The 12,983-nt window shown below is 69.2% G+C and carries 13 protein-coding genes; 5 read left to right on the top strand and 8 right to left on the bottom strand.

Annotated elements, in window-relative coordinates:
• Positions 1 to 153 precede the first annotated feature (153 nt).
• From KGQ19_RS15645 to KGQ19_RS15620, 6 genes are all read right to left on the bottom strand, one after another.
• Positions 154 to 744, bottom strand: a complete 591-nt coding sequence (locus KGQ19_RS15645) for a hypothetical protein (protein ID WP_212009872.1) — start codon at positions 742 to 744, stop codon at positions 154 to 156.
• Positions 745 to 1,024: 280 nt separating this feature from the next.
• A complete protein-coding gene (locus KGQ19_RS15640) occupies positions 1,025 to 1,843 on the bottom strand; it encodes a slipin family protein (RefSeq protein ID WP_212009871.1) in 819 nt (272 codons plus the stop codon).
• A gap of 11 nt (positions 1,844 to 1,854) precedes the next feature.
• Complete coding sequence (locus KGQ19_RS15635) at positions 1,855 to 4,686, bottom strand: cation-translocating P-type ATPase (RefSeq protein ID WP_212009870.1); 2,832 nt, start codon at positions 4,684 to 4,686, stop codon at positions 1,855 to 1,857.
• Between the two features lie 51 nt (positions 4,687 to 4,737).
• The gene (locus KGQ19_RS15630; protein WP_212009868.1) at positions 4,738 to 5,229 is read right to left on the bottom strand and encodes a YflT domain-containing protein; all 492 of its coding nucleotides are present in this window, start codon (positions 5,227 to 5,229) and stop codon (positions 4,738 to 4,740) included.
• Complete coding sequence (locus KGQ19_RS15625) at positions 5,226 to 5,744, bottom strand: universal stress protein (protein WP_212009867.1); 519 nt, start codon at positions 5,742 to 5,744, stop codon at positions 5,226 to 5,228. Before KGQ19_RS15625 ends, KGQ19_RS15630 begins: the two co-directional genes overlap by 4 nt.
• Positions 5,745 to 5,947: 203 nt before the next feature.
• Positions 5,948 to 6,613, bottom strand: a complete 666-nt coding sequence (locus KGQ19_RS15620) for a BON domain-containing protein (protein ID WP_212009866.1) — start codon at positions 6,611 to 6,613, stop codon at positions 5,948 to 5,950.
• Positions 6,614 to 6,978: 365 nt separating this feature from the next.
• On the opposite strand from KGQ19_RS15620, the gene KGQ19_RS15615 reads away from it, so the two are divergent.
• The 3 genes from KGQ19_RS15615 to KGQ19_RS15605 are packed head-to-tail and all read left to right on the top strand — an operon-like array spanning position 6,979 to position 9,449.
• A complete protein-coding gene (locus KGQ19_RS15615; protein WP_212009865.1) occupies positions 6,979 to 7,578 on the top strand; it encodes a LemA family protein in 600 nt (199 codons plus the stop codon).
• Positions 7,579 to 7,589: 11 nt separating this feature from the next.
• Complete coding sequence (locus KGQ19_RS15610) at positions 7,590 to 8,540, top strand: M48 family metallopeptidase (protein ID WP_212009864.1); 951 nt, start codon at positions 7,590 to 7,592, stop codon at positions 8,538 to 8,540.
• A 42-nt stretch (positions 8,541 to 8,582) separates the two neighbouring features.
• Positions 8,583 to 9,449, top strand: a complete 867-nt coding sequence (locus KGQ19_RS15605) for a universal stress protein (protein ID WP_212009862.1) — start codon at positions 8,583 to 8,585, stop codon at positions 9,447 to 9,449.
• 71 nt (positions 9,450 to 9,520) lie between these two features.
• Here KGQ19_RS15605 and KGQ19_RS15600 read toward each other — a convergent pair whose 3' ends face one another.
• Positions 9,521 to 9,826 carry a hypothetical protein gene (locus KGQ19_RS15600; RefSeq protein ID WP_212009861.1) on the bottom strand — a complete coding sequence of 102 codons (306 nt, stop codon included), beginning with the start codon at positions 9,824 to 9,826 and terminating at the stop codon, positions 9,521 to 9,523.
• A 142-nt stretch (positions 9,827 to 9,968) separates the two neighbouring features.
• Between KGQ19_RS15600 and KGQ19_RS15595 the strand changes: the two genes are divergently transcribed.
• The gene (locus KGQ19_RS15595) at positions 9,969 to 10,226 is read left to right on the top strand and encodes an Imm32 family immunity protein (RefSeq protein WP_307856429.1); all 258 of its coding nucleotides are present in this window, start codon (positions 9,969 to 9,971) and stop codon (positions 10,224 to 10,226) included.
• A 135-nt stretch (positions 10,227 to 10,361) separates the two neighbouring features.
• Here the strand turns inward: KGQ19_RS15595 and KGQ19_RS15590 are convergent, their stop codons facing one another.
• A complete protein-coding gene (locus KGQ19_RS15590) occupies positions 10,362 to 12,233 on the bottom strand; it encodes a flavin monoamine oxidase family protein (RefSeq protein WP_212009859.1) in 1,872 nt (623 codons plus the stop codon).
• Between the two features lie 302 nt (positions 12,234 to 12,535).
• Here KGQ19_RS15590 and KGQ19_RS15585 point away from each other — a divergent pair, with 302 nt between their 5' ends.
• Entirely contained in the window at positions 12,536 to 12,703 is a 168-nt protein-coding gene (locus KGQ19_RS15585; protein WP_212009858.1) for a hypothetical protein, read from the top strand.
• Positions 12,704 to 12,983: the final 280 nt, after the last annotated feature.

The following is a 12,983-nucleotide window of genomic DNA, read 5'->3' as shown; positions in this document are numbered from 1 at the left end:
CCAAGCGCGCTGCGTACTTCCAGCATCGCACGAATCGAGGACCAAAGGTACGAGGTCATGGGCGTCTCGCCTGCGCATCCCGCCCCACGCGGGACTTGCCTGGCCGCGACCTCCAAGGTCACGGCCAGGCAAGTCCCGCGGTCCCGCGGTCGATCAGAGTGCCCAGCGGTGCCGGGCCACGAACGGCAGCCTGGCCCACATCCGGCCCAGACCCCAGGTGGTGCCGGCGTAGGTCAGGACGAGGACGATCAGAACGAGGGCGTCCATGACGTGCTCGTCGACGAACGGGTTGGTGGACGAGGTCGCAGCGCCAGCGCTGGTGTGCTGGGCGAGGGGGTAGGTGGCGAGCCACATGAAGGCGACCATGAGCACGCCGGAGGCGGCTGCGATGCGCACGGCGACGCCGGCGATCATCGCGGTGCCGATGCCGAGCAGGCCGAGCATGAACAGCCAGTCGGTGACGGGGTTGCCGGCGATGGAGTGGAACGCCGATTGGAACGGTCCGACGGCGACGCCCTTCAGGAAGCCCTCGGTGGGCGATCCGCCGTGGATCCAGGCCTTGGCCGACGGCGTGGAGTAGTGCAGGCCGAAGGTCTTGTCCAGGAAGGCCCACAGGAACAGGAAGCCGGCGGCGATCCGCAGCACGGCGAGGGCCTTGGCCGCGTACGAGGTGATCATCGCCCCGGGGATCTCGGCGAGCTCTGGGTGGACGGTGTTCACGCTGACGGGCTGCTGGCTGGTCATGGGGACTGCCTCCGATTGGTCGATAGTCTCAGGATCCTGTGGTCGGGCGTTTCGCGGACGAGTCGAAGGACCCTTGTTGGAGGGCCGGACTGCCCTGCTCGGGTACCAGAGGCATCGGCACCGATCGACCGGTGAGCAACTCCCGGTTGGTGTGCGGCAGCACGACCGACGTGGCGGACGGCGATGTGGCGGACGGCGATGTCGGAGCCGAAGGTCCCGTCTGCACCGGGATTCCCGAGCCGGCCTTCCCCGCGGAAGCGATCGCCAAGGTTGTGACAGCTCACTGATCCTGCTTCGCTGTCGTGCCGGACGGGGCCTGGGCGCCACCGGCCGCAGCCGTCTCGTGGGCCAGGAACGATCCGAGTTCGCCGATGGTGCTCATCAAAGGTGCGGGGAAGACGACGGTGGTGTTCTTGTCCACGCCGATCTCCACCAGGCTCTGCAGGTTGCGCAGCTGGAGCGCCAGCGGGTGGGCCATCATGATGTCGGCTGCGGCGCCCAGGGCGTCGGCGGCCAGCGCCTCACCCTCGGCGTTGATGATCTTCGCCCGCTTCTCCCGCTCGGCCTCGGCCTGCTTGGCCATGGCCCGCTTCATGCTGTCGGGGAGCTGGATGTCCTTGAGTTCGACGAGGGTGACCACGACGCCCCATTCGATGGTGGCGACGTCCAGGATCTCCCGGATGTTCACGTTGATCCGGTCGGTCTCGGACAGGGTCTCGTCCAGCGTGTGCTGGCCGACGACCTTGCGCAGGGTGGTCTGGGCGATCTGGTCGATCGCGGCGTGGACGTTCTCGATGGCCACGACCGATTTCTCAGCGTCGACGACGCGGAAGTAGGCCACCGCGGACACGTCGACGCTGACGTTGTCGCGGGTGATGATGCCCTGGGACTGGATCGGCATGGTGACGATCCGCAGCGACACCCGGTGCAGGATGTCGATGAACGGGACGATGAGGACCAGCCCGGCCTCCTTGAGGCCTTTGACTCGACCAAGTCGGAACAGGACTCCCTGCTCGTACTGCTTGACGACCCTGACGGACAGAGACAGGTAGAGCACCGCCACGACGATGATGATGACGACGATCCATGCGAACACCATGATGGGATTCCTTACTGTGCGGGGGAAAGCACCGGACCGGGAGTCGTGGGGGCGACGGGTGTGCCCCTGCTGCGACGGGCCCAGCGGATGAGTTCGTCGACGCCCCAGACGATGACCGGGAACGGGGCGATGACGGCCAGCTGTGCCGGGCTCAGGGCCGCGGTTCCGAAGACGTGCTGCAACGGCGGCGCGTAGATCACCGCGGCGGTGAAGAACAGCTCGAAGGCGATGCCCCACAGCAGCAGCGGGTTGGACCACAGGCCGATGGTGAACAGGGAGGCCCGGTCTGTCCGGGAGGCGAAGGCGGTACCGATCTGGCAGGCGACGATGCTCGCGAAGGTGATCGTCGTGGCCTGGAGGTAAGCGTGGTGCAGCGGGGTGCCGCCCCCGGTCGGGTCGCCGGAGTGCCAGCCGGCCCGCCACAGGGTGAAGAAGAACGCACCCATCACCAGGGCCGCCGAGATCGACCCGAGCAGGGCCCAGGCGCGCAAGAGCAGTACGCGATCGATGACGCCCGCGGTGCGTGACCGGGGCGGCCGGCTCATCAGCCCGGGTTCGGCCGGTTCGCGGCCCAGGGCCAGGGCCGGCAGGGTCTCAGTCCCCAGGTCGATCGCGAGGATCTGCAGGACGCTCAACGGCAGGGGTACCGCGCCGCCGGACAAGGCGAACACCAGGAACGGCACCACTTCCGGTACCGCGTGCGCGAAGATGTAGAGCACGAACTTGCGGACGTTGTCGAACACCCGCCGTCCGGCGTCGACGGCGACGACGATGGTGGCGAAGTGGTCGTCGGTCAGCACCATCGTCGCGGCTTCCCGGGCGACGTCGGTCCCGGACTCGCCCATCGCGACGCCGATGTCCGCGTGCCGCAGCGCCGGGGCGTCGTTGACGCCGTCGCCGGTCATCGCCACGACTTCACCGCGGGCTCGCAGCGCCTCACAGATCCGGAGCTTGGCCTCCGGGGACGCGCGCGCGAACACGATCTCGCCGGCCTCGGCGAGCACCACGTCCAACTCGGCATCGGTCAGCTGGTCCAGTTCCGGCCCGGCCACGATCCGGCCGTCCCGGCCGCCGATACCGACCTGCCGGGCGATCGCGGCCGCCGTCGGGCCGTAGTCGCCGGTGATGACATGGATCCGCATCCCGGCCCCGTGGGCCTGGACCACCGCTTCGGCGACCCCGGCACGCGGCGGGTCGGCCATCGCGACCAGCCCGATCAGGGTGAGCCCGGACTCGGCGTCCTCGCGCTGGTCCGGGACGGTCCGGCCGGCGTCCACCGTGCGTCCTGCGACGGCCAGGACTCTGAGGCCGCCGGCCGCGTAGCGATCCATGGCCTGCTGCAAGTCGGCTCGCGCCGGATCGTCCAGCGGATGTGCTGTGCCCTGCTGGTCGAGTAGTTGCGTGCAGCACGGCAGGACCGTCTCCAGCGCACCCTTCGTGTGGACGGTCGGCGCCGCGCCGTCCATATCGATGGTCGACATCCGCTTCAAGCGTGCGTCGAAGTGGAATATCGCGCGCCGAGCGGCCTTCCGTTCGGCGGGGTCGACGGCGACGCCGAATTCGCCGGCCAGTCTCAGGAGGGCGAGTTCGGTCGGGTCGCCGGTGCCGTTCGGCTGGGTGGTGCTGGGGGCCTCGGCGGTCGTGCAGGCCGCTGCGGCTTGGGTGAGTGCCAGGGCCCGCGGATCGTCGACTGGAGTCGTGGCGTCGAGTTCGCTACCGGTCAGCCAGAGCTTGGTGACGCGCATCCGGTTCTCGGTGAGGGTCCCGGTCTTGTCAGTGCAGATGACGGTGGTCGATCCGAGCGTCTCCACCGCGGACAGCCGCTTGACGACGGCACCTTTTCGCGCGAGTTCGCGTACTCCGGCGGCCAGCGCCAAGGTGATGGTCGGGAGCAGTCCTTCGGGCACGTTGGCGACGATCAGCCCGATCGAGAAGCTGATCGCCGCGCTCCAGCCCAGGCCCGCGGCGAGCCCGGCGGGCAGGAACGCCGCCCCCATCACGACCGCGACGAGCGCGATGATCCAGGTCGCGCGCCGCACCTGGGTTTCCAGCGGGCTCCGCTCGGTGGTGCCGCGCTGGGACAGGGCGGCGATCCGCCCGAGCTCGGTGTGCATGCCGGTCCGGGTCACCACGGCGGTCGCCTCGCCGCCGGTGCAGGTGGAGCCGCTGAAGACCAGGTCGTGCGCTTCCAGTAGCGAACCGGGCGCGGCCGTCGGCTGCCTGGAACGGCTCACCGGTTCCGATTCGCCGGTCAGCGACGACAGGTCCAGCAGGACGTCCCCGTCGATGATCCGGGCGTCCGCGCTGACCCGGTCGCCTTCGGCGACGACCAGGACGTCGCCGGGAACCAGGTCCCGGGCTTGGATCTCGCCCCGCACCCCGTCGCGTACCACCTTCGTCGTCGCGGGTAGGAACGCGGCGAGGGCCTCCACGGCGCGCTCGGCCTGCATCTCCTGCACGAACGCGAACCCGGCGTTGAGCAGGATCACGGCCACGACGGCGATGGACAGCGCCGGCGTGCCGCCCGCCCACGCCAGCACCGCCGCGACCGCCAGCAGGATCGCCAGCGGCTGAGTGAACTGGTCGAGCAGCTCCCGCGGCCAGCGCCGGCCGCCGCGCCGGGTCAGCTCGTTCACGCCGTACACCAGGCGCCGCCGGGCGGTCTCCCGTTCCGACAGCCCCTTCGGCGAGGTGCGCAGATCGCGGTACAGCTCGGCCAGCGGTTGGCGTTCGTCGACGGTTTCGCCGGTTTCGGCGGTATCGACCGTATCGGCAGTTTCGGCAGTTTCGGCGTCGTTCGGTGACCCGGGACTTTCGACGGGTGCTGTGTCAGTGGCGGTCATCGTCGTCTCTCCTCAGCCCTGCCGACCTCGCGGAGCCATCGCCGGGCGCGCTTATCGCGATGAGTCGGCCAGCAGGGCGTGGGCGCGGTCGCTGTGTGTCGCGGCCACCAGGACCTCGAAGCGCCTCGGAACGATGGCGCTGCGGGAGGTGAAGTCGCGGCGGCCGGCTATCAGGCCGTAGCTGACGGTCGCGTAGACGCCGCCGAAGATCACGCCCCAGGTCAGGCCGAAAAGCATCGCGCGGCCGAAGGACACGGTGGTCAGGATGTCGATGAGCAGGCCGACGAACAGCCCGAACCAAGCCCCGGAGGCGATGCCGCCGATCAGCGCGCGCGGCCACGTCAACCGGCCGGTGACCTGTTCCACCATGCGCAGGTCGTTGCCGATGATCTCGGTCGCCTCGACCTCGAACTGCTGGTCGGCGAGCCGCTCGATCACGCTCTGCGCCTGCGCGTAGGTCGGGTACGAACCCAGCGACACCTGGTCGCCCGACGCGGCGGCGATGGTGATCCGCATGCTTGCCGATGTCGCGGTGTTCATCATGACTGGCTCCAGGCTTCATCGGTGTTCGGGATCTGCGATGCGGCGGTCTCGACTGCCGGGGGGACGACCAGGACGGGGCACGGTGCGTGCTGGACGCAGTGCTGACTGACGGACCCCAGGAGGATCCCGGCGAAGCTGCCGTGCCCGCGGGTGCCGACCACCAGCATCCGCGCGCCGGTCGCAGCCGTGATCAGCACTTCGGCGGGATGGCCCTCGGCCACGCGGGTGCGGACCTTGACCGGCTGGTCCACCTCTGCGCAGACCTCGGAGACGGTTTCGTCCAGAGCCTTCTGGGCGTCGGCGGCGGCGCTGACGCCGTCGAACGTCGAGGACGGATACGCGTAGCCGAAACCGGCTCCGTACATGGTCGGGAACTGCCAGGCGGCGACGGCTTCGACGTCGGCTCCGGTCTGCCGTGCCTGGTTCATGGCCCAGAGCAGGGCTGTCTTCGAGCACGGCGATCCGTCGACTCCGACGACGATGCGGGGTTCTCGGTCTGTGGTCTGGTTCGGCATGGCAACCTCCGTGATGGGGTGGCGTGGTGGCGTGGTGGCGTGGTGGCGTGGTGACGGCTGCGCTGATGGGCCGGCTTGTTCGGTCGGGCGTCTATCGACGGCCCGGGGCCCATCGGACGCCGAAGGCAGGTAAGTCGGGACGCCGACCGCCGGCCGGGCCGCCGCGATCGCTCCGAGGCGACTCGGCCCGCCGCGCTGCAAGGTCAGTTCTGAACGCGCAGGTGGTTGACGACATCCGCCACGCCGGGCGCCGACCAGGCGGCGTACTCAGCGGCGCGCCGTTCGGTCATGGAGTGGACCGTCCCGGCCAGGGTGACGACCCCGGCGGTGTCGGCGGTCACGACGGTGTCCCGGGCCTCGGCACGGGCGGTGCGGACGAGTGCGGCGCTGATCGAGGTCTTGATGTTCGTGGCCGAGACCTCGGGCCGGACGCCGACAGTGTTGTGCAGGTCGGTCACGCCCCGCAGGTCGCGTACCGCGCGTCCGGCGGCCTCGCGCTGGTAGTTCCACGGGACCTGGCCCGACAGCGTGATGGCGTGATCGTGGACGGACGCCGTCACCGAACCGGCGGGGACGTCCACGGCGCGGTCGAGGGCCTCGCCGGCCTCCCGGGCGATGTCGGTGTCGTTGACCGTCTGGCGGCCGTGGACCGTGATCTCCGCGGCGATCGCCGTGACGCCGTGAACTCTGGCCACGGCCTTCTCCGCGCGGAGCTTCTCCGGGTAACTCTCGACCTCCCCGGACAAGGTGACCGCGCCGTCGGTGACGGCGACGCCGACGTGGGCGCTGTCCACTCCGGCCGTCCATGCGAGTTCGCTGATGATCGCGACCTTGAGCGCGCCGTCCGTCTTCTGCTGTGTCTGGGTCATGAACCCATCGTGTCCGCCGCGCCGCCTCTGGCCGCAGGGCCGAACGTCCCTGATCGGCAGGGCTGATCAGCAGGGGGTTCGCCCGCGGCGGACCTGACCCGTCCGCCGATCCCGGAGGCAGCGGGTATCCGGCTCCGATTCGTACGTTTGAGCTGTGCGGACTGGGCATGCATGGGCGGGGGGCGACATGAGGTCCTGGCCTCAGAGCGCCGCCTGCCAGGAAACCGACCCCGAACTCTTCTTCCCCGTCAAGGTGACCAGAGCAGTCGGTGGTGCAGATCAGCCTGGCGAAAAGCATCTGCCGCAGATGCCCGGCCGTCGAGTCCTGACGCCGCCAGGTCCGAAAACTCAAGGAGTGCATGCTCATGGCCGCAGTCGTCATCGTCGTAGTAATCGTCCTGGTCGTGGCGCTGGCCGCCGGGCTCGGCTACAACAGCCTGGTCCGCAAGCGCAACCGGACCAGCGAGGCCTGGTCGCAGATCGACGTGGAACTCAAGCGCCGCCACGACTTGATCCCGAACCTTGTTCAGACCGTGCGGGGCTACGCCACCCACGAGAGCGGGACGTTCGAGGCGGTGACCGATGCCCGCGCCCGGGCGGTGAGCGCCGGTGCCACGGCAGATCCGAAGGCCGTCGCCTCCGCGGAGAGCGCGCTGAGCAGTTCCCTGCGTTCGCTGTTCGCGGTCGCTGAGAACTATCCGGTGTTGCGCGCCCAGGAGGGATTCCTGGCTCTGCAGGAGCAGTTGGCTGCTACCGAGGACAAGCTGGAGTACGCCCGCCGCTACTACAACACCAGCGCCCGGGACTACAACACCGCTGTGCAGTCGTTCCCGCGCACGCTGATCGCCTCGCCGTTCGGCTTCCACCCTGTGGTGTTCTTCCAGGCCGACGAGACCGACAAGGACGTCCCGGTCGTCGACTTCACCGCCGCGACCACACCTGGCGCGCCGCCGACCCACGGCTGAGGGGACCGGCCATGTACGAGCAGATCGCCCGCAACAAGCGACGCACGATCATCTACATCGCCCTGTTCTTCCTCGCCTGGCTGGGGATCGGCGCGATCATCGGGGCGCTGTACGCCGCGGTGTCACCTTCCACCGCCGGGACCACCGGCACTGGTGCCACGACCGGCGACATCGTCCTCGGACTGCTCATCGCCGCCGTGGTCGCCCTGGCCGGGATCGCGTTCACCCTGCGCTCCGGGACGCGCCTGGTCCTGTCGGTGGCCGGAGCCAAGCCCGCGGACCCGCAGCAGAACGCGCAACTGTACAACCTGATCTCGGCGCTCGCTCTCGGCGACGGAGTCCCGATGCCGGCGGTGTACATCGTCGAGGATCCCTCGCCGAACGCCTTCGCCACCGGAATGAGCCCGTCGCGGTCCGCGGTGACGGTGACCTCCGGGCTGCTGGCGATGATGGACCGCGAGGAGCTCGAAGGCGTCCTGGCCCACGAGATGAGCCACATCAAGAACTACGACACCCGGCTGCTGCTCGTGGTCAGTACCCTGATCGGCCTGGCGGCGCTGCTCGCCGGGCTCGTCTGGCGCAGCGCGTTCTTCATGCGGTCCCGCGGCCGCAACGGTGCCCAGCTGATGCTGCTGGTCTTCGCCGCCGGGGTGCTGCTGTCCGTCGTCGGATTCCTGTTCGGCCCGCTCATCCGCCTGGCGCTGTCCCGGCGCCGGGAGTCCCTGGCCGACGCCAGCGGCGTGGAACTGTCCCGCAACCCTGCCGGACTGCTCAGCGCGTTGCGCAAACTCCAGGCCAACGACACCCCGCTGGCACACACCAACCACGCCACCGCCGCGATGTGCATCGACGACCCCCTCCAACATCACACCGGCCGGATGCACCGCCTGTTCGACACCCACCCGCCGATCGCCGACCGCATCGCCGTCCTGGAAGCCATGCAGCAAGGCCTCACCGTGTGAGCCGGCGCACACCGCGACTTGATTCCCATGGAAGGCATCGTTATGAATCGCACGATCGTCGTCGGCTATGACCACACCGCTCCCAGCGAGCGCGCCTTGGCTGAGGCCACCCGCGAGGCCGTCACTCGGGGCGGCGCGCTGCGCATCGTCCACGCCTACCAGTGGCCGGCCGCAGGCCAGCTGTCCGCGCAGCCCGAGATGTCGCAAGAGGCGTGCCACGAGGCCGCCGAAACACTGCTGGAAGCAGCCGCGGACGTCGTCCACGCCGGCCATCCCGAGATCGTCGTCCAGACCCGCGCCGTGGCCGGGTACGCGGCAGCGGCGCTCGTCGAGGCCTGCCGCGACGCCGAACTGCTGGTGGTCGGCAAACGCGGGGCCGGCGGGTTCGACGGACTGATGGTCGGCTCGGTGTCGCTGCGGGCGCTGGCCGGGGTCGTCTGTCCGGTCATCGTGGTCCGCGGCGATGAGCGCCCCGCGTGTGACAGGGTGCTGGCCGCCGTCGACCTCGCCGGGCCCTGCGACCGCGTCTTCGACTTCGCCTTCGCCCTGGCCTCGCAGCGCGGGGCGGCGCTGACCGTGGTGCATGTGTGGGACGAACCGTGGTTCCTGCCCTACAACGAAGGCGACAGCGCCTTCGAGAACACCGCCAAGGTCAAGGACGAGTGGGCCATCCGCCTGGAGGCCGTGGTCCAGCCGTGGCGGTTCAAGTACTCCGAGGTGGCAGTCACCGAGCTCATCGGCGCCGGTCCGGCCGGCGCCGAACTGGTCGAGGCCTCCAAGGGGTTCGACCTGCTCGTGGTCGGAGCCCAGCGCCACGGCGGCAACCTGCACGGCATGCGCATCGGACCGGTCGCGCACACCGCGCTGCACCACGCCGACTGCCCCGTCGCGGTGATACCGCTCGACTGATGTGTGTCGCGGCCGTCGAAGGCGCCGCGAGTGCGGAGCGAGGGAGCAGCTCAGTGGAGGAAAAGCCGCACCTACTGGCGCTTGAGCCTGAGCGCCAGGCTGGGGACGATGAACGACAAGAGGAAGATCGGCAAAATGGCTTTTCCGGTGCATCGGAAGGCGACGGTCTCACCGTCGGCGGCGTCGAAGGTCTTGGTTCGGCTTGAGTTTCGGCCACTGCGGACTTGCAGGGTGTGACGTCCGGGTTCGATCGGCGTCTCGAACGTGCCGTTCACTTCGACTGACCCGACGCGCTCCCCGTCGAGTACGACGTCGTACGTGGCGCGGCGGACCTCCGCTCCGATTGCTTTGTGCGTCAGCGCCAACGTCGCGGACATTGTTGATCTCCTCTTGTTGCCGGCGGTGGGCCGTACTACAACTTCGAGTACATACAGCCCGACCCTACGGCCGGCGCATGGCCGTGACCCGGAACGACCACGTCTACTTCACAAACGGATGCATCCAATGACGGAACGGCGAGTGACAGTAGCGGACTACCAACCAGGCGGATCGCTGCGGTTCGCCTGGGCGGAGGGGTTCCGCATCGAGATCGATGCCGCGGCCGGCGAGGTCGTCGTCCGGGCCAACACCGCGGGCCTGGTGTCACTCGCCCAGCACTGCCTCACCTTGGCCCAGGCGGACGTGCCTCCCGGCAGCCACCTGCACCTGACGGACTCGGTCGAGCTGGAACCGGGGTCCGGGGACCTGATCATCGAGAGGGCACCGGACCAGAGCTGAATACACCGCCGGACTCATCTGAGCTGCGGGTTCTGGAGGGGCCAGCTGTCCTCGGTTTGACAGCAGGTCAAGCATCGGGTCCTGACCTGCTGTCAAAGCCATCGCTGTGGCGGGAGCCGCGGGCGCTGCACCCGATCAGCGTGCGTGCACCTCGAGGAAGGTGCGTACCGCGGACTCCAGCGCGCCTTCGATCCAGGCCGGCTTGAGGCTGGTGTGCTCGCCCGCGAAGTGCACCCGGCCCTCGACCGTGCGCGTGGCCGGGTGCAGTTCGTGCAGTTGGCCGGGGGTCACGACGACGGCCTCGCCCAGGGCGTAGCGGGCCCTGGCCCAGGACTGAGTGGCACCGACGCCGGTGAACTCGGTGTAGACCTGGTTTCCGTAGATGCGGGCCATGTCGTCCAGGGCGAGTGCGTAGCGTTCGCCCGGGGTCAGGGAGTCCCAGCGCATCGCGTCGTCCGACCAGCAGTAGGCCGCGAGCACCACGCCGCCGCGGGATCCCTGGGGTGCGTGCGAGGGGAAGTAGGTGAAACGGCTCGGGTAGTCCGAGATGTTGCCGCCGCCGGTGAAGCCGCCGGGGCCGCGCTCCCAGAAGCGCGTCTTGAACTCGAGGAGCACCTTGGTCGCGCTGTCGTAGTGGAGTTCCTCCACCGCGCGCCGCTTGGGGTAGGACATCAGCGGCGCGAACTGGCAGAAGCGCAGGGCGCTGAAGGGGACGGCGATGATGGCGTAGTCGCCGTGGAAGGTCTCGACCGGGCCGATCGGTGCGCCGTCGCAGGAGTCTTCACTTCCCGACTCGGCGGTGGTCTCGATCGTCACTCCCTGCCCGTCTTGGATGAGCTTGGTCATCCTGCGGTTGGTGCGGATCAGGCCCTTCAGCGGGGCCGCGAGGGCGTCGGTCAGGGAGGCGGTCCCGTTCTCGAACTCCCAGTACCGGTTCGTCGGGCTGATCAGCGCGTGGTCGAACAGGGTCGGGATCAGCGAGTAGTGCAGGCGTGAGGTGAGGTTCTCCACGGTGCCGACGGCCTGCAGCCGGGCCGTGTCCCAGCCCTGGTTCTCGACGAGGTACCGCTGGGTGGAGTAACCGTCGAAATCACGGAAGAGCTGCGTCCAGCCGGCCAGTTGCGTGGCGATCGGGGCGGTGCTGGACACGAGAACGGGGGCGAAGGCCGTGTTCGCCGCGGCCGTGGTCGTGGTGGCCAGATCCGTGCCGAACAGGCTGTTGAACGCGCTCGGATTCTGCGCGTACGCGTTCCGGGTCCGGGTCAGGCCGTTCGAGGTGATTAGGGACAGTCCGGTGGCGGGCGGCGCGCTGAACGCCGTGCCGCCCTGGCCGTTGGTCCAGGTCTCGCCGGTGAACGAGGTGTACGTCACCGGCGGGATCTTGCCGGTGGACACCGCGCCGGGGGCGACGTCGGCGTTGTAGAACAGACGGCGGGTCAGGCCGAGCTTGTCGCCGAGCGCGAGGACGAGCGGGTGGGCGTCCGGCAGCCGCATGGCGCCGGCCTCGGCGTGCAGGTGCGGGTCGGAGAAGATGCCGCGGAAAGTCTTGATCCGCCCGCCGACCCGACTGCCGTTGGCCTCCAAGATCACCACATCGTGCCCGGCCGCGGTGAGCAGGCGCGCCGCGGTCAGCCCGGCCGCGCCGGCTCCGACGATGAGCACCCGCTTGCGCGCTGTCGGCGCGGGCAGCCGGCCGTCGATCAGGATCTTGAGGTACTCGAGCTTGAGATCGCTCTGCTCGTCGTCGCTGACCAGCAGGACTTCGCGGGCCAGTTCCCGGGACGTCGCCTCGTCGCCACCGCCGGGGGAGTCGGTCCGCGGCGCCGCCGCGGCGGCGTCGGAGGCGGGCAGCGCGAAGGTGGCGGCTGCGGGCAGGCCCAGCGTGGCGGCTGCCGCACCACCGACCAGCGCACGCCGCGTCAGACCGGTGCTCTCGGATGAGTCGGCGCTTTCGGGAAGCCCGCCGTTTTTGGGCAGGCCGAACCGACTCGACAACCTGTTCTTCACAGTGTTCTTCTCTCAGGTCAGCACGGCGATTGTTCAGCACGGGGATTGGTCAGCACGGCGATGGTCAGGCCCGTGGTACGGCTGATGGCGTCGGGTTTCCCGGCGGGGGTATTCGCGGCGGCGTAGGCACCGGCGCGCGCCTACCCGAAGGTGTAGTGGTGGTCGGGGCCGGTGCAGCTCGCAGGAACCGCTGAAGGCCGGCTTCTGAACGCAGGCGCTGAAGTATCGCCGCCACTTCTCCGCCCTGGGTAAGTATGCGGCGGCGTCGTCCATCGCAGCCATCTGCGCAGCCGTAGTTTGCAATGGCGCGGCGCCTGCGGGACCGAATGCGGCTCGGGCGGGTGTGGCGCACCGGCGCGGTGGCGATCAGCGGCTACGCCGCGTTCGCCGTCACCGCCGACATCATCGGGCCCGAGGTGAAGGTGTGGGCGCTGGACTGGGAACTCGCGGCTGAGGCGGCGAACCGGTGAACGGCGAGATGGCAGCTTCAGCTTTCAGCAGGTGAACCGCATCGGGACCGCGCCACTGCCCGCGGTTTGACAGCAGGTCACGCAACGGCTCCTGACCTGCTGTCAAAGCCACGTGGGCGGCGTCAGTATCCGCGGTGCCGTAGTCGCTCCCGCCTAGAAGACTCATGAAAATCATGCGTTCTGACCTCGTCGGTTCTCCGGTGGGGTCAGACTGCTGTTATGCAGGGTGAGTGGACTGGTGAGCTGGTCGGGGCGGATGTGTGGGAGACCTGTCGGGAGT

Source organism: Catenulispora pinistramenti, from assembly GCF_018274385.1.
Taxonomy (GTDB): domain Bacteria; phylum Actinomycetota; class Actinomycetes; order Streptomycetales; family Catenulisporaceae; genus Catenulispora; species Catenulispora pinistramenti.
The sequence above is the reverse complement of the archived record's forward strand: the minus strand, read 5'-3'. Positions and strand labels throughout refer to the sequence as shown.

Coding starts and splice junctions, on each gene's coding strand:
- KGQ19_RS15635 (WP_212009870.1), bottom strand. CDS start 4,686: ATGACCGCCACTGACACAGCACCCGTCGAAAGTCCCGGGTCACCGAAC.
- KGQ19_RS15605 (WP_212009862.1), top strand. CDS start 8,583: ATGAATCGCACGATCGTCGTCGGCTATGACCACACCGCTCCCAGCGAG.
- KGQ19_RS15625 (WP_212009867.1), bottom strand. CDS start 5,744: ATGCCGAACCAGACCACAGACCGAGAACCCCGCATCGTCGTCGGAGTC.
- KGQ19_RS15645 (WP_212009872.1), bottom strand. CDS start 744: ATGACCAGCCAGCAGCCCGTCAGCGTGAACACCGTCCACCCAGAGCTC.
- KGQ19_RS15585 (WP_212009858.1), top strand. CDS start 12,536: ATGGCGCGGCGCCTGCGGGACCGAATGCGGCTCGGGCGGGTGTGGCGC.
- KGQ19_RS15610 (WP_212009864.1), top strand. CDS start 7,590: ATGTACGAGCAGATCGCCCGCAACAAGCGACGCACGATCATCTACATC.
- KGQ19_RS15640 (WP_212009871.1), bottom strand. CDS start 1,843: ATGGTGTTCGCATGGATCGTCGTCATCATCATCGTCGTGGCGGTGCTC.
- KGQ19_RS15600 (WP_212009861.1), bottom strand. CDS start 9,826: ATGTCCGCGACGTTGGCGCTGACGCACAAAGCAATCGGAGCGGAGGTC.
- KGQ19_RS15630 (WP_212009868.1), bottom strand. CDS start 5,229: ATGATGAACACCGCGACATCGGCAAGCATGCGGATCACCATCGCCGCC.
- KGQ19_RS15620 (WP_212009866.1), bottom strand. CDS start 6,613: ATGACCCAGACACAGCAGAAGACGGACGGCGCGCTCAAGGTCGCGATC.
- KGQ19_RS15615 (WP_212009865.1), top strand. CDS start 6,979: ATGGCCGCAGTCGTCATCGTCGTAGTAATCGTCCTGGTCGTGGCGCTG.